The organism is Sphingopyxis sp. SCN 67-31 (assembly GCF_001725095.1).
On record NZ_MEFH01000052.1, the window covers coordinates 39514 to 55978 of the forward strand.

Below are 16465 nucleotides of genomic sequence, written 5' to 3' on the forward strand. Positions count from 1 at the left end.
GCAATTGCGGACAGCGGGCAATGGGGCTAGCGCCATCGCCATGTCTGCGTCGCTCCCGCGCCCGTTCGCCATCCCGGCTTTCCTCCGCTCGCTTGTCTTTGCGGCTTCGCTGTTGGCGGCCGTTCCGTCGAGTGCGGCCGAGGCGATACTCTATGCCGATATAACGATCATCGACGGAACCGGGGCGCCGGCGCGTCCCGGTCAGGACCTATTGATCGAGGGCGAGCGGATCGTCGCGATCGGCGCGCACGGTAGCCTGGGGGAGCGCGCGCGGACGGCGCGCACAGTTCCGCTGCCGGGCCGCTTCGTCATCCCGGGGCTGATCGACAGCCACGTCCATTTGGCGACGCCGCCGAACCGCGCGCGGGCGGAGGCGATCCTGCGCCGCCAGCTCTACGGCGGCGTCACCGCGGTGCGCGACATGGCGGACGACCTGCGCGCGGTGGGCGAACTGGCGCGCGCATCGCTGGTCGGCGAGATAGCGGCGCCCGACATCTATTATGCCGCGCTGATGGCGGGGCCGCCCTTCTTCGCCGATCCGCGCGTCCTCGCGGTGACGCGGGGGTTCGCGCCGGGCACCGCGCCGTGGATGCAGGCGATCGACACAAAGACCGACCTGCGTCTGGCCGTGGCGCTGGCACGCGGCACGGCGGCGACCGCGATCAAGATCTACGCCGACCTGTCCGCCGAGCGCGTCGCCGCCATCACCGCCGAGGCGCACCGCCAGAAGCTGATGATCTGGGCGCACAGCGCCATCTTTCCCGCCCGCCCGGCGCAGGTGATCGAGGCGGGCGCCGATGTCGTCAGCCATGTCTGCTACCTGGCCTATGAGGCGCAGCCGGTGATGCTCACCGCCTATGAGGATCGCACGCCGGTCGACGAGGCGCTGCTGGCCCCGACGGGCGACGATCCGGTGGTCGCCCGCCTCTATCGGACGATGCGCAAGCAAGGCACGATCCTCGACGCGACGGGCAGCCTGTTCGTCAAGTTCGAGGCCGAACGCAAGGCGGATCCGGGCAAGAAGCCGCTTCGCTGCAGCGGGGCGCGGACGATCGCGCTGACCCAGCAGGCGTGGCGGGCGGGCATTCCGATCTCGACCGGCACCGATTTCGTCAACCCCGCCGGCGATCCGTGGCCCGCAGTCCATGCCGAATTGCTTTACCTCGCCCACGACGTCGGCATGCCGCCGCTCGCGGTCATCCATTCGGCGACGCTCGTCGGTGCGCGTGCGGCGGGACAGGACAGCGACATGGGGTCGATCGAGGTGGGGAAGTTGGCGAACCTTGTCGTTCTTCGTGCAGATCCTCTCGCCGACATCGGCAATATCGGGAGCATCGAGATGACGGTGAAGCGCGGCCGGGAATTCCGTCGCGCCGATTATGTCGTCCCGACGGCCGCGGAGCTTGGCGATGACGATTGACCGGCGGGCGCTGCTGGCCGGCGCGGCGGGACTGGCGGCGGCCTCGCTGGGGCCGTCCGCGGTGCGCGCCGCGGCGGCGCCCGGCCGCGCGAACCGGCTGATCGTCAATGCGCTCGGCGGCCTTTCCGATCCCAATGTCGAGGGCGCCGACGATCCCTATTCGCCGCGCGTGCTGGCCGAAGCGCGCGAATCGGGCGTCACCGCGATCAACTGCACCTTCGGCTATGTCGCCGGTCCCGACGACCCGTTCGAGGCGAGCGTCCGCGACGTCGCCAAAGCCGACGCGCTGCTCCGCCGCCACCCGGCCGATCTGCTCAAGGTTTTCGGCGCCGCCGACATCCGCCGCGCCGGGGCCGAAAGGAAGATCGGCATCCTCTACGGCTTCCAGAACGGCGCGATGCTCGGCGAGGACGCGAGCCGCGTCGACCTGTTCGCCGACATGGGCGTCCGCATTTTCCAGCTCACCTACAATCCCGCCAACCGGCTCGGCGACGGCGCCATGGCGCCCGAGAATCGCGGCCTGACGCCCTTCGGACGGGAGGTCGTCGAGCGGCTCAACGCGCAGCGCATGATCGTCGACCTGTCGCACAGCGGCGAGCGCACCTGCCTGGAGGCGGCGCGGCTGTCGACGGCCCCCATCTCGATCAACCACACCGGCTGCCGCGCCGTGACCGACCTGCCGCGCAACAAGACCGATGCCGAACTGCGGCTGGTCGCCGAAAGGGACGGCTTCGTCGGCATCTATTTCATGCCGTTCCTCGCCCGGTCGGGCCGCGCCCGCGCCGCGGACGTCGTCGCGCATATCGACCATGCGGTGAACATCTGCGGAGAGGATCATGTCGGCATCGGCACCGACGGCACCGTGACCGCGATCGACGATCTCCACGCATATCAGGCCGTCCTCGCCAAGGAGATCGCCGAGCGCCGCGCCGCCGGGATCAGCGCCGCCGGCGAGCGGCCGGACACCTATCCCTTCGTCGTCGACCTGCGCGGACCCGGCCAGTTCTTCAGGCTGATCGACCTTCTGTCGGCCCATGGCTATTCGAGCGGCCGGATCGAGAAGATCATGGGACTCAATTTCCTGCGCCACGTGGAAACCGTCTGGGGCAGTTGACGGGCGCGGGCGTTCCCGTCCGATCCGACGGATCGCAAAGAGCGTACTGACGAAATGGCGAGACCGCGCTTCGCGGTGCGCGGCTGAAATCGCGGGCGGCCGTCGCGCGACCGATTCCGCAGATTACACCTCTTCGAGTTGAATTTGATTGGCCCGTCGCCGGGCCCGCCGGCGCTGCCTTTCCCTTGGGCAGGACGGCCGCATCGCCGGGGCCGTGAAGCCTCTCGAGCCGAAATTTCGTCGAGAGGCTTGATTTATCATAATCAGATAGATAATTCATAGGAAAATAACCGTTCGAACAACGAGCGGTCTTGGGGAGAGAAACGATGGCAAATATCTACCGAAAAAGGATTTTCTTGTGCTCGGCGGCTCTTTCCGTGGTCGCCGCGGCGAATCCCGTCGGCGCGCAAACCACCGCAACGAGCAACGCGAGTCATGTCGATTCGGGCGATGCGGAGATCATCATCACCGCTCAGAAGCGCGAGGAGCGGCTGGTCGACGTTCCCATTTCGCTGACCGCGCTCACCAGCGATCAACTGGCCGCGGCGGGCGTCACGCAATTCCACGACCTGTCGCAGGTGGCGCCGGGTTTCACCTCCGAACAATATGGCGATGCGCGGGCCGGGCGCATCATGCTGCGCGGGGTAACGTCGCAGCAGGATAACCCCGGCAAGCAGTCGTCGGTCGGCGTCTTCCTGGATGGCGTCTTTCTGGCCCGCTACGGCGCGGCGACGGGCGAACTCGCCGACATCGAGCGCGTCGAGATCCTGCGCGGTCCGCAGGGGACGCTGTTCGGCGCCAATACGGCGGCCGGGCTCGTCAATATCGTCACGCGGCGTCCGTCGCTGTCGGGCGTCGAAGGCTTCGTCGAGGGCGTTGCGGCCGAGCATGACGCGTTCGAACTGCGCGGAAGCGTGACCGGGCCGCTGGTCGAGGATCGACTCGGCATCAGCGTTTCGGCCTATCATGTGCGCCGGGGCGGCCTGACGCACAATGCGACCACCGGCCGTTCGGTCGACAATCTGCGCCGCAGCGGCGGCCGGGCGAAACTCTATTATCGCGGCGAGGGCTTCGATGTCCTTCTGTCGGGCGATTATCTGCGCGAACGGTCCGAATGCTGTTCGGCGATTCCCGTTGCCTGGACCCCCACGGCCAACGTCTTCGGTGTCCCGATCGTTTCGCTGATCCCCGCCGGATCGCCCTATTCGCGCCAGACGATCCAGAACAGCCGCAACCTCAACCCGAACAGCGGCGGCGGGGTTTCGGCGGAGATCAACGTCGATGTCGGGGATCATGTGCTGACGTCGGTGACGGCGTGGCGCCGCTGGGACGTCACGCCGATCAGCGATATCGATTCGCTGCCACTCCGCCTGCTCGACGATTTCTACATCGATCAGCGGCACGATCAGTTCAGCCAGGAATTGCGGATCGCTTCGCCCTCGGGACAGCGCGTCACCTATGTCGCGGGCCTCTATTATTTCGCGCGGCGATCCGACGATCTGGAAATATTGCAGCCGCGCGCCGACGCCGCGGCCGTCATCCTTCCGGGTCAGCGCGGCGACACCACCATCGCGTCGCGCCTGAACGACAAGAGCTATGCCGCCTTCGCGCACGTCGATTTCAACCTGACAGACCGTCTGACCCTGTCCGCCGGTGGCCGCTATACCCGCGAGGACCAGGACGTCGATTTCACCCAGACGTCGGGCAACGTCGCTTATGCTTCGCTGGGCAATCGCCAGCAGTCGCGGCGGGAGTCGCAGTTCACCTGGGTCGCCAACGCGCGCTACAGCCTGCAGCGCGACCTCAACCTCTATGCCAGCGTGGCGCGGGGGTTCAAGCCGGGCGGGTTCGACCTGACGCGCCTTCCGAATTTCAACAATTTCGAGTTCGACGCGGAAAAGAACACCAATTACGAAATCGGGCTGAAGGGCAATATCCTCGACCGCAAGCTGCGCTTTTCGGCCGCCCTGTTCTGGACCGATTACCAGAATTTTCAGGCGCAGGCCTTCGACGGCCTGAATCTGGTCACGCGCAATGCGGAGCTTTTCCGCATCAAGGGCGGCGAACTGGAGGTCACCGCCCTCCCCACCGAGGGGCTGACGCTGCAATTCCAGACATCCTACACCCATGCGCGTTACGTGGACTTCACCGACGGTTCGTGCGTTCCCGGCATCGCGCCGCCGTGCGACCTGTCGGGCAAGCGCCTGCCGAACGCACCCGAATGGACGCTGGGCGGATCGGCCGAATATCGTGCGCCGCTGACGGCGGCGCTGACCGGCTATGGCCGGATCGACGGCAGCCACAAGAGCAGCGTCTTTTATCAGCAGAACCTCGACCCCTATGCCTTTCAGGGGCCGCGGACGATCATCAACGCGCGGCTGGGCATCGAAACGGCGTCAGGGCTGACGCTCGAAGCCTTCGCGCGGAACCTGTTCAACGACAAATATGTGAATTTCGTCTACCCATCGCCGCTGTCGACCGGCCTGTACGTCGGCTACGTCGGCGATCCGCGCCAGTTTGGCGTCCGCGCCCGCTACAGCTTCTGACCTCGTGACGACTCTCTCCGTCATGGGCAGGGGAAGGGGGCAGAGGCCATGGGCGGCGGCCGGGGCACCGGTCGTCGTCCTGCTGCTCGGCCTGCTGTATATCGTTTCCTATCTCGACCGCCTGATCCTGGCGCTGCTGGTGGCGCCGGTGCGGGCCGAATTCGGCATCAGCGACACCGCCATCGCCCTGCTCGTCGGTCCGGTCTTCGCGCTGTTCGGCGGCGTGTTCGCCTTGCCGATGGGGTGGCTCGCCGACCGGGTCCGGCGCACCCGGCTGATCCTCGCCGGCGTCCTGTGCTGGACGACCGCGACGATCGCGACGGCCTTTGCGCCCAGCTTCGAAACGGTCGCGATCCTGCGCGTCGGGGTCGCGGTGGCGGAGGCCGTGCTGTTTCCGGCGGCGATCTCGATGATCGCCGACCTGTTCCCGCCCGACCGGCGCGCGGCCGCGACGAGCGTTTTCGTCGGCTTCGGCGTGTTCGGCGCCTTCGGTGCCTTCATGCTGGGCGGCGTCGCGGTGCAGCTGCTGGGCAGCGAGCCGGTCGCGATCGGCAGTCTGTTTCTGGCGCCATGGCGGGCGACGTTCGTCGTCGTGGCGCTGCCGGGCCTGCTGCTCGCCGCGCTGTTCGCCGCGGCGGTGCGCGAGCCGCCGCGCACCGCGTCGATCCGCGCGGCCGTGCCGGTCGATGCGGCGCCGACGTCGCCCGAGCGGGTTTTCGCGCGCCGGAACATGCCGCTGTTCGTCCTTCTGTTCGTCGCCTCCGCGCTTGGGCAGGCGATCGTGCTGGGGGTCAGTTCGTGGTTGCCCAGCCTGCTGGTCCGCGACTTCGGCTTCGAGGCGGGGCAGGCAGGAATCTGGTTCGGGCTGTCGGGCGTGACCGCGGCCCTCGCCGGACTGGCGGCCGCGCCGCGCATCGCCGGCCATTTTCGGTCGCGCGGCCGCATGGACGCGCTGCCGCTGATCTGCGCCGGGGCGATCGCGGTGGGGGCGGTGCCATTGCTCGCCGGTTTCGCGGCCCCGTCGGCGCCGATGCTGCTGCTGTTGCTCGCGGCCGGATATTTCTTTCTCGTGCCCTCGGGCACCTACGCCATCTTCGCGATCAACTGGACGGTGCCGTCGCGCGCGACCGGCCTGTTCGCCGCCGTCTACACGCTCGTCAATTCGCTGGTCGCGGTGGGTTGCGGGCCGATGGTCGTGGCCATGGTCTCCGACCGGCTGGGAGGCGGGGCCAATCTGTCGTCGGGAATGGTCGTGCTCGTCGTGGGCGCGGGGACGCTGTCCATCCTGCTGCTGCTCGCGGCGCTGCGCCCCTTTTCCCGCCTTTGCGAAACCATCGAACGGCCGGTTCCCGGTCCGTCTTCAAGGGGTCAATATGAAACAGAATGAAACCCAGCGCCAGTTCGGCGACGCCCTGATCGAATGCCTGGAGGCGGTCGGCGCCAGCGTGTGCTTCGGCGTGCCGGGCGGGCAGACCATTCCCCTTTATGCCGCCGCGCGCCGCCATGGGTTCCGCCACGTGATGATGCGCGACGAGCGCAATGCCGCCTGCGCCGCCGATGCCTATGCCCGTGTGTCGGGCCGGATCGGGGTGTGCGACGCGACGGTCGGTCCGGGGGCGACCAACCTGGTGTCGGGGCTGGCGGAGGCCTATGCCTCCGCGATCCCGGTCCTCGCGATCGTCGCCGACGTGAAGACCGAGCGCGAGCATCTGCGCGTGCGCGGCGTCGCCTCGCAGGCGATGGAGCAGCAGGCGATGCTGCAGGGCGTGACCAAGCGGGTCAGCCGCGTCCACGCGCCGGAGGGCTTGCCCGACGTCTTTGCCGAGGCAGTGCGCACCGCCGTGACCGGCCGCGCCGGCCCAGCGGTGCTCGAGATTCCGGAGGACATCTTCTTTGCGCCCGCCGCCGGCGAGGCCGTGGCCGCGGACCCCGAGGCGGGGCGCTGGCCGCGCTACGGCGCCGCGCCTCGGACCGAGGATGTCGCGCAGGCGGCCGAGCTGCTGACGCAGGCACAGCGTCCGCTGATCCTCGCCGGCGGCGGGGCGCTCAGCAGCCGCGAGGCGGCCGAGGTGGTCGCGCTGGCCGAGCAATGCTCGATCCCCGTCGTTACCTCGATCAACGGCAAGGGGGTCATCGACGAATATCATCCGCTGTCGCGCGGCGTCGTCGGCGTGTTCGGATCGGTCGAAGCCAGCGTGGCGCTGCGCCAGGCGGATGTGGTGCTGGTGCTGGGGTCGAAATTCGCCCAGTTCAATTCCTTCCTCTGGCGCCTGCCGTCGGCGCGGCAGACTCTGATCCATGTCGATAGCGACGGGGCCGAACTGGGGCGCGCGATTCCGGCGCGGCTGTCGATCTGCGCCGACGCGGGGCGCACCGCGCGCCGCCTGCGCGAGGCGCTGGGCGGCGCGGCGCCGCGCGCGGCATGGCAGACGGACCTTTCCGAATGCCCCGCGCAGCCGGGCACGGCCGAGGGCGATCCGCGCGTCGCGCCGGAGCAGGTGATCCTCGCGCTGTCCGACCTTGCGGACGAGGACTGCGTTCTGGTGTCGGACGCCAGCCTGGCGTCGGGGTGGACCGCTTCGCGCTATCGCGTGCGCGGCAGCGGGCGGCATTTCCTGGCGCCGCGCGGGCTGGCCGGGATCGGCTGGGCCGGGGGCGCCGCGATCGGCGCGGCGCTGGCGCTGGGCGACCGGCCGGGCGGGCGCGTGGTGGCGGTGTCGGGCGACGGCGCCACCTCCTATTGGATCGGCGAGGTCGAAACGGCGGTCCGGCACCGGCTGCCGATCGTCTTCGTCATCCTCAACAACGCCGGCTTCGGCTGGATCATGCAGGGCGAGAAGATGCTCGACATCGAGCCGCGCTCGACCTTCGGACCGGTCGATTTCGCGGCGATGGGGCGGGCGATGGGCGCGCGCGGCTATCGCGCCGAAACGCTCGAAGAGGCGCGGGCGGCGCTGCGCGAGGCGTGGCAGGGGGAGGGACCGGCGATCGTCGATATCCTGACCTCGGAGGACGCCTCGCCCAGCGTCGACTGGGGCAGCCTCGATCCGGCGGCGGCCTCGGCCTATGGCGCCTACGGGATGGGGTGACGGCGATGGACGATTTTCATCCCCTGCACATCCATTGGAAGCCGCGCCGGGATGGTGGCGCGCCTCTGATACGGGACGAGCAGCGCGCTTTGTCTTCGGCCGATTTCGCGGCCGAGGTCGCCGGTCTCGCGCTGCTGTTCGTGCAGAAGGGGGTCGGGCGCGGCGACGTGGTCGCGACGATGCTGCCGAACCGGATCGACATCGTCGTCGCGATGTTCGCGGCGTGGCGGATCGGCGCCGCCTTCATGCCGATCAACCCGGCGCTGACCAGCGCCGAAGCGCTGTATCAGGTCGCGGATTCGGGCAGCCGGCTGATCCTGGTCGACGCCGCCGCGCGCGACCGCCTGACGGGGACGACGGCGACGCTGCTGCCGGTCGATGCGCCGCCCGAGCGATCGGCGGCGGTCCTGCCCGACGCGGCGGTGGCGGCCGACGACACCGCGCTGCTCATCTACACCAGCGGCACGACAGGGCGGCCCAAGGGCGTGATGCTGAGCCATGGCAACATCGACGCGATGCTGCGCTCGATCCACGCCGCGCTGCGGCTCGATGGCGACCTGTCGCTGCTCGTGATGCCGCTGTTTCACGTCAACGCCCTGCTGGTCAGCATCCTGGCCCCGCTCGCGGCGGGCGGCGGCGCGTGCATCCTCGAACATTTCGACCGGCACAGCTTCTGGCAGAGCGTGCGCGACAGCGGCGCGAGCTATTTCTCGGGCGTGCCGGCGATGTATCTGCTGCTGACCGCCGAACGCGGCGCCATCGCGCCAGCGCCCCGGCTGCGCTTCGCCATCTGCGGCGCCGCGCCGATGCCCGCGCAGGCGATCGGGGCGTTCGAGGCGCGCTACGCCGTGCCGGTCCTCGAAGGGTACGGGCTGACCGAATCGACTGTCGGCGCGACCCTCAACCCCCTCGACGGCCCGCGCCGCCCCGGCAGCGTCGGCCGCGCGATGCCCGGCATCGAGGTCGCGATCGTCGGCGAGGACGGGGCGTTCTGTCCGCCCGATACGGTCGGCGAGGTCGCCGTCCGCGGCGGCAACGTGATGAAAGGCTATCTGCGCCGGCCGGAGGATAGCGCCGCGGTGCTGGTCGACGGCTGGCTGCGGACGGGCGACCTCGGCCGTCTGGACGGCGCGGGATGGCTGACGCTGGTCGGGCGCAAGAAGGACCTCATCATCCGGGGCGGGGAGAATATCTATCCGTCCGAAGTCGAAGAGGCGATCATGGCGACGCACCTCGTTGCCGAAGCCGCCGTGGTCGGCCGGCCCGACGCGGTGATGGGCGAGGTGCCCGTCGCCTTCGTCGTCGCGCCCGAGGGCGGCGATGCCGACGCCCTCGTCCCCGCGCTGCAGGCGGAGATCGAGAAGGCGCTAGCGCGGTTCAAGCGCCCGGTCGCCTATCATCTTCTGGACAGCCTGCCGCGCAATCCGATCGGCAAGATCGACAAGCCGGCGCTGCGACAGCGGCTCGAACAGGCCGCGCAGCCGGCGACCGCCCCCTAATCAGACAAAGGAGACGATCATGAAATTCGGACTTTTCGGCGGCGCCGCCCGCGGCGCGGACCAGTCGGGCGACAGCCAGTCCTATCGCAGTTTCGTCGATTATGTCGTCGGCGCGGAGGAACTGGGGTTCGATTCGCTGTTCCTGGTCGAGCATCATTTCACCGGGGCGGGCCAGCTCAGCGCCTCGATGACCCTGCTGTCCTATCTGGCGGGGCTGACGACCAGCATGCGCCTTGGCACCGGGGTCACGGTGCTGCCGTGGCACAACCCGGTGCTGATGGCGGAGCAGGCGGCGACGGTCGACGTGGTGTCGGACGGGCGGCTCGATTTCGGCATCGGCCGCGGCTATCGCCCCAACGAGTTCCACGGATTCATGGTCGATCCCGCGACCGCCCCGGCGCGCTTCAACGAGGCCATCGAACTGATCCTGAAAAGCTGGACGACGCGCGAACGCTGGTCGCACGACGGCGAATACTGGCACTATCGCGACATCCTCGTCGAACCGCAGCCGGTGCAGCAGCCGCATCCGCCGATCTGGGTCGCGGCCCAGAGCGAGGCTTCGGTGCGTCAGGCGGCGGCACGCGGGCAGTCGCTGATGCTCGACCAGTTCAGCGACACCCGAACCATCGGCGAGCGCATCGCCTGGTATCGCGACGAGCAGACCCGGCGCGGCGTGGCGTCGCGGCCGCACCAGATCGCGGTGACGCGCGGACTGCTGCTCGTCGACGACGAGGCGAAGCGGACCGGGGAAATCGAACGGCGGCTGAAAGCCATCGCGATGCTCGCCGCGACCGCGCGGGTGCCGGGCGAGGAAAGCGAAGCGCCGGTGGTGGGGTCGCAGATGCTCGATTCCTCGCGCGACGCGACCGAGGCCTCGACCGTGATCGGCACCCCCGAGGCATGCGTCGCCCGCCTGAAGGAACTGGAGGCGGTCGGCGTCGACTACGTGCTGTTCAACGATCCGTGGGGCGGCATCGAGCGGCTGCGCTTCTTTGCGAAAGAGGTGATGGGGGCGTTCGCGGCGCAGCCGGCCGAGGATCGGGCGATCGCCTGACGGGGACGCCCCGGTCGCCGGATCCTCTCACCGGCGGCCGGGGCGGATCACCGCGCGCAATATCTCTCCGCGCGACAAGGCGTCGAGCCCCGCGTTCACGTCGCCCAGCGCCAGCGTGCGGCTGACGAAGCTGGCAAGATCGAGCCGGCCGCTTTCGGCCAGCCGGACGAAGGTGGGAAAGTCGCGGCGGATGTTCGCCGAACCGAACAGCGCGCTCGACAGCCGCTGTTCGGACAGGAAGAAGGGCAGGGCGGCCAGATCGAACGTCGCGTCCGCCGGCGGCATGCCGACGATGACGATTTCCCCCGAACGGCGCGTGATCGCCTGCGCCTGCGCCACGGTGGCGGGGGCTGCGACCGCATCGATGGTCGCGTCGACGCCCAGTCCGCCGGTCGCGGCGCGGACGGCCTCGGCCGGATCGCCCGCCCCCGGATCGAGGACCAGCGTCGCGCCCCGGCGCCGGGCATCGTCGCGGCGCGCGGGATTGGGGTCGATGGCGACGATCGTCGCCGCACCCTTCAGGCCCGCGCCCAGGATGGCGGCGAGCCCGACGGTGCCGCAGCCGATGACCGCCAGCGACCCGCCGTGCGACAGCTGGGTCCGGTTGAGAACGGTCGACAGGCCGGTGGTGACGCCGCACCCGATCAGGGCCAGCGATTCGGGCGGCTGATCGGTATCGACCGCGACCAGCGATGCCCGGTCGACCACCATTTCCTCGGCAAAGGTGCCGAGTCCGAAAAGGCCGGTCGCGACCGATCCGTCGGCACGGCGCGCGCGGGGCACCGATCGCAGGTGAAGCGACTGGACGCAGATATGCGGGCGGCCGGAGGCGCACTGGATGCAGTGGCCACATGCCGGCGCCGACGAGCTGATGACCGTGTCGCCGGCCTTCAGCCCCGCGACATGGCTGCCGACGGCCAGCACGGTGCCGCTCGCTTCGTGTCCCATCAGCAGCGGCGACCCATAGCTGTGATCGCCGCGGCGCACGGCGACATCGGTCTGGCAGAGCGCGGTGGCGTCGACGCGGACATGCACGTCGGTCGGCCCGAGCGGCAGGCTTTCCACCTCTTCCAGCCGCAGCGCCTTGCCGGGCGCGACGAAGATCGCGGCCTTCATCCCCACATCGCCGGCACGCCGGTCGGCATGCGATACATCAGGCCGGTGATCTGCGGGGGCGGCTGGCTGTCATCGAACCGCAGGTGCGGAAGATGGTCGAGCAGGGCGTTCAGCGCCGCCGTCAGCTCCATCCGCGCTACCTGCGACCCGGCGCAATAATGAACCCCGGTCGAGAAGGACAGGGTGACGCGCGGGTTGCGGTCGGCGATGAAGCTGTCGGGATCCTCGAAACGCGCGGGGTCGCGGTTGGCGGCGCCGATGGCCGGCTCGACGATCGATCCCGCGGGAATCTCGACCCCGGCGACGACCATATCGCGCGTGGCGAGCCGGGGCGGCGCGAACAGCACCGGGCCGTTCCAGCGCAACAGTTCCTCGATGACGCGCGGAATCCGCTCGCGGTCGTGATAGAGGCGTTCGAGCAGTTCGGGCCGTTCGAGCAGCGTGACGAGCAGGATGCCGAGCGAGCGATAGGTGGTGCCCGCCCCCGCCGGCAGCAGGTTGTTGATCAGGCCGAGGAGGTGGCGCTCGCTGATCTTCTGCTGCACGCCGTCGAGCTCGATCTCGCGTTGCAGCAGCATGCTGACGATGTCGTCGCGCGGATTGCGGCGCCGATCCTCGATGATTCCGCGCATATACTCCTCCACCGCCAGCCGGGCATTGCGCGCCTCGTCGGGCGTCGCGGCCGCGATCTGGAGCATCGCGGCCCATTCGTGAAAGCGCTCGAGATCTTGCGGCCGGATACCGAGCACCATCGCGATGACATAGACGGGGAACTCGGCGCAATATTCGAAATAGAGGTCGGTGCGTCCCTTCGCCTTGAACCCTTCGATCAGATGGTCGAGGCGCGGCCGGACGAACCCGCGCCACAGGTCGAGACCGTGCCGGGTGAAGGCGGGCTGGACGAGGGCGCGGAACTTGCGATGCTCGGGATCGTCGGAGCCCATCAACGACACTTCACCGAAGACATATTCGGTCATCTTGCGGATGCCGGCATTCGAAAAACCGATATTGTCCTGCAATATCTGTTCGGTCACGTCATAGCCGACCGAGATGAAGCGCGGCGCGTCGGGCCAGACTTCGGCCATCGGGTCGGGCACGCCGAACAGGTCGAAGGTCGATCCGCGGTGGATCGGCCCCTGCCGGCGCAATTCGGCGAGCTTCGGATAGGGGTCGGCCACGCGTCCCGCTCCCGTTCGGCTTGTCGTGCGCCGTTCCCAGTCCTCGCGGCCGACGCCGGCCACCATGTCCATGTTAGTGTCTGTCATCATATCTTTCATTCATGTTGAAGCGGGAGAAAAGGCGGGGCGTCAGAAGGCGAGGCCGCCGCCGCCGTCGACGACGAGCGTCTGGCCGTTGACGAAGGACGCCGCCGGGCTGAGCAGGAACAGGATCGCGCGCGCCATGTCCTCCGCCTCGCCGAGCCGGCCCAGAGGCGTGCGCGCAAGAACGTCGCGGCCATAGGCGCCCGCGGTGATGTCGCCGAGGCGGGGGGTGCGGGTGATGCCGGGGGCAACGGCGTTGGCGCGATAGCGGCCGGCCGCGGACACGGCGTGCCAGCGGGTCATCCCGGCGATGGCGGCCTTGCCGGCGGGATACCAGCCATTCTCCGCCGCGCCGCCGCGCCCGGCAACCAGCGAGGGCGGCGGTCCCCCCGCGATCGCTCCCGCGACCGATGCGACATTGACCAGGCTGGCGTGTGCGGCCGGTTCGGGCAGCGCGGCCGCCCAGGCGGCGGTGACGCGCTGCACGCTGCCGGCCGTCTGCGCCAGGCCTTCCTCGATGGTCAGCGGCAGCGACGAAGGCGGTCCCGCATTGTTCACCAGATGCAGGATCGGACCATGTTCGACCGCGATCCGCGCCATGTGCGTCGCCACGGTTTCGGGTTCGCCGGTGTGGAAGACATGGGGGTGAAAGGCCGGGCCGAGGTCGAGGCCGTGCAGGCGGTCGGCGTCGATATCGACCCCGATCACCGTCAGTCCCGCTTCGCACAGCATTTGCGCCGTGGCGGCGCCGATACCGCTGGCGGTGCCGGTGACGATCACCGAACTGCCTGCCGGGAAACCGAGGAAATCGAAAGCCATCAGCAGTCTCCTTGCGCCTGCGCCGCGCGCTCCACGGCCGCGGCAAATGCGGCGGGCTGGTCGATCGACACGAAATGCCCGGCCCCCGGCACGATCTCGCTCGTCGCATGCGCGACGCAGTCGAGCGCGGCGGGGGCGCATTCGGCGGCGGGGCCCTTTTCGCCGAACAGGAAATGGGTGGGGACGGTCAGCGCCGCGAGCGTCGCCATGACGTCATGCGCGCGGATCGATTCCATCGCGGCGATCATCGCCCCGGCGCCCGCTCGGGTGCGGTCGCCGTTCCAGCGCGCCAGCAGGTCGGCGTCGAGCGGCGAGCAGAGGCGCGCCTGCACCGTGTCGAAATCCTGCCGCGGCGTGCCGAACATCCGGTCGACCAGCTGCCACGCCGCATCCCACCATGCGCGCGGGCGCACCTGCATCTCGACGAGCAGCAGCGCCTTCACGCGCTCCGGCGCCCGTGCCGCCAGCGCCGCCGCGACGAAGGCGCCGATCGAATTGCCGACCAGCACCGCGGGTCCGATGGCCTGACGCTCCAGTATCTCGCCCAGCACGGAGGCGCGTTCGTCGATCGACAGGGCCGCATCGGCTTCGTTCGATGCGCCGTGGCCGGGCATGTCCCAGCCGATCAGCGCGAAGCGGGGGGTGAGGAAGGGCAAGCTGCGTTCAAACTCGTGCACCGAATGGCCGTTGCCGTGCAGCAGCACGACCGGATCGCCGCTTCCGGCGCGATAGACGGTTATCGGGCCAGCCGATGTCGATTCGATGCTTTTCGTCCTGTCGCCGCTCATTCCGCGCCTCCCTGCGCCGCGTGGAGGGCCGCCCGCCGGCCGAAGAGCATGCCGGGCGCGATCGAGGCGCCGGCGCCCGGATAGCAGGGGCCGAAGATGCCGCTGGCATTGTTGCCCGCCGCATAGAGCCCCGCGATCGGGCGCAGCGCCGGGTCGAGCGCGCGGCCGTGCAGGTCGGTGCGCACCCCGCCCGCGGTGCCGACATCGCCCGGATAGAGCCGGACGGCATAGAAAGGCGGCTGTTCGACAGGCCCCAGATTGGGGTTCGGCCGGACCCGGCGGTCGCCGTAATAGCGGCTGATCGCCTTCGATCCGCGTCCATGGTCGTCGTCGCGGCCCGCGCGCGCGCCGGCGTTGAAACGGTCGAGGGTATCGCACAGCCGCTGGAGGGGAAGGCCCGTTCTTTCGGCCAGCTCGTCGACCGAACCAGCGCGGATCAGATAGCCGCTTTCGATCCAGCCCGACGGGGTGACCATCGGCGGCGCCATTCCGAACGCGTACCGGCTGCGATGCCGGCTTTCGAGGATCAGCCAGCTGTGATCGGTGCCCAGCGCGGCGTGGCGTGCGATCATCCGCTGGCCGACCTCCATATAGGGCCCGGCCTCGTCCATATAGCGCTCGCCCGCGACGTCGACGACCAGCGAATGCGGAAAGCAGCGATCCCAGACATGGACCATCGGACCGGCGGGCGTCTTGGTGCCCGGAACCCACCACGCCTGGTCCATCATCGCCATCTCGGCGCCCGCATTTGCCGCGGCACGGATGCCGTCGCCCATGTCGCCGGCCGGCGCCATGGTCGCATCGACGCCGACCGGCGCCTGATGGATCTGGCGCAGGCCCGCATGGCGGGCGAAGCCGCCAGTCGCCAGCAGGACGCCCCGGCGTGCGATCACCCGGACCCGCTTGCCGTCGCGGTCGAGCACCGCACCGGCGACGCGGTCCTCCTCGACGATCAGTTCGACGAGGGGCGTGCCGCGCCAGACGACGACGCCGCTTCGCCTTGCCGCCAGCAGCAGGCGGCCGATCAGCGCCTTGCCGCGGGTCGCGGTCCGGGCGCCGGTCAGCCGCGCCTTCGCCGATCGCGCCGCGACGCGCAGCGCCGCGCGCGCCGCGGCCAGCGAGCGTATGCCGAGCGCCATCGTCGACACCTCGACCGAATGGGCGGCCGAGAAGAGCGCCCCTGGCGCCAGCCATTCCTCTGCCTCGCCCAGCGCGCGCAGGTCGAGCGCGTCGCAATAGAGCGTGCGGCCCGCCTCGCGCCCGCCCGGCAGTTCCGCATAATAGTCCGACCAGCCGCGCGCGTGGCGCAGCGCGAGGCCCTGATCGTCGAGAAAACGGGCGAAGGCGGGGCTTTCACGAACGAATATCTTCATGCGCTCCCGGTCGACCTCGTCGCGGCCGGGCCCGACCAGCGCCTCCAGATAGCGCAGGCCGTCCTCGCACGAATCGGCGACGCCGGCGCGTTCGAGCACATGGCTCGCGGGCAGCCAGACCGTTCCCCCCGACAGCGCCGTGGCGCCGCCGAGCCACGCCTCCTTCTCTGCCAGCAGCACGTCGAGCCCCGCAAGGCGCGCGGCCAGCGCCCCGGTCAACCCGGCCGCGCCGCCGCCGAGCACCAGAAAATCGCAATGATGATCGCCCTCTCGCAAGACCTTCCCTTTTTTCTATTTACATATAAATTATACAACTGATTGTGGAAAGCAACCTTTTTGAGGCGCTTGCCGGGAAGCCGATGCGCGGCGTGCCTTCGGAAGGGAT

At 69.4% G+C, this 16465-nt stretch carries 12 protein-coding genes; 7 read left to right on the plus strand and 5 right to left on the minus strand.

Features of this window, described 5'->3' with window-relative positions; translation table 11 throughout:
• Window positions 1-40 precede the first annotated feature (40 nt).
• From ABS88_RS07365 to ABS88_RS07395, 7 genes are all read left to right on the plus strand, one after another.
• On the plus strand, window positions 41-1420 hold the full coding sequence (locus ABS88_RS07365; protein ID WP_076076741.1) for an amidohydrolase family protein: 1380 nt from the start codon (window positions 41-43) through the stop codon (window positions 1418-1420).
• Window positions 1410-2534, plus strand: a complete 1125-nt coding sequence (locus tag ABS88_RS07370) for a dipeptidase (protein ID WP_286749530.1) — start codon at window positions 1410-1412, stop codon at window positions 2532-2534. The genes ABS88_RS07365 and ABS88_RS07370 overlap by 11 nt, the downstream gene beginning before the upstream one ends.
• A gap of 377 nt (window positions 2535-2911) precedes the next feature.
• Entirely contained in the window at window positions 2912-5080 is a 2169-nt protein-coding gene (locus ABS88_RS07375; RefSeq protein ID WP_076076735.1) for a TonB-dependent receptor, read from the plus strand.
• A 22-nt stretch (window positions 5081-5102) separates the two neighbouring features.
• Window positions 5103-6467: an MFS transporter gene (locus ABS88_RS07380; protein WP_104959842.1), complete on the plus strand. Its 1365-nt coding sequence runs from the start codon at window positions 5103-5105 to the stop codon at window positions 6465-6467.
• The gene (locus tag ABS88_RS07385; RefSeq protein ID WP_076076729.1) at window positions 6454-8169 is read left to right on the plus strand and encodes a thiamine pyrophosphate-binding protein; all 1716 of its coding nucleotides are present in this window, start codon (window positions 6454-6456) and stop codon (window positions 8167-8169) included. The genes ABS88_RS07380 and ABS88_RS07385 overlap by 14 nt, the downstream gene beginning before the upstream one ends.
• A 5-nt stretch (window positions 8170-8174) precedes the next feature.
• On the plus strand, window positions 8175-9668 hold the full coding sequence (locus ABS88_RS07390) for a class I adenylate-forming enzyme family protein (RefSeq protein WP_104959841.1): 1494 nt from the start codon (window positions 8175-8177) through the stop codon (window positions 9666-9668).
• Between the two features lie 19 nt (window positions 9669-9687).
• A complete protein-coding gene (locus ABS88_RS07395; protein ID WP_076076726.1) occupies window positions 9688-10722 on the plus strand; it encodes an LLM class flavin-dependent oxidoreductase in 1035 nt (344 codons plus the stop codon).
• A 27-nt stretch (window positions 10723-10749) separates the two neighbouring features.
• Here ABS88_RS07395 and ABS88_RS07400 read toward each other — a convergent pair whose 3' ends face one another.
• Genes ABS88_RS07400 through ABS88_RS07420 form a run of 5 tightly spaced genes read right to left on the minus strand, consistent with a single transcriptional unit; the run spans window position 10750 to window position 16356 of the window.
• Window positions 10750-11838 (minus strand): zinc-binding dehydrogenase, encoded by a 1089-nt coding sequence (locus tag ABS88_RS07400; protein ID WP_076076725.1) that lies wholly within the window; start codon window positions 11836-11838, stop codon window positions 10750-10752.
• Window positions 11835-13103 carry a cytochrome P450 gene (locus ABS88_RS07405; RefSeq protein ID WP_169799686.1) on the minus strand — a complete coding sequence of 423 codons (1269 nt, stop codon included), beginning with the start codon at window positions 13101-13103 and terminating at the stop codon, window positions 11835-11837. The genes ABS88_RS07400 and ABS88_RS07405 overlap by 4 nt, the downstream gene beginning before the upstream one ends.
• 42 nt (window positions 13104-13145) lie before the next feature.
• Window positions 13146-13919 (minus strand): SDR family NAD(P)-dependent oxidoreductase, encoded by a 774-nt coding sequence (locus ABS88_RS07410; protein WP_076076723.1) that lies wholly within the window; start codon window positions 13917-13919, stop codon window positions 13146-13148.
• Window positions 13919-14707 carry an alpha/beta fold hydrolase gene (locus ABS88_RS07415; RefSeq protein WP_083675148.1) on the minus strand — a complete coding sequence of 263 codons (789 nt, stop codon included), beginning with the start codon at window positions 14705-14707 and terminating at the stop codon, window positions 13919-13921. Before ABS88_RS07415 ends, ABS88_RS07410 begins: the two co-directional genes overlap by 1 nt.
• Window positions 14704-16356: an FAD-dependent oxidoreductase gene (locus ABS88_RS07420; RefSeq protein ID WP_076076722.1), complete on the minus strand. Its 1653-nt coding sequence runs from the start codon at window positions 16354-16356 to the stop codon at window positions 14704-14706. Before ABS88_RS07420 ends, ABS88_RS07415 begins: the two co-directional genes overlap by 4 nt.
• Window positions 16357-16465: the final 109 nt, after the last annotated feature.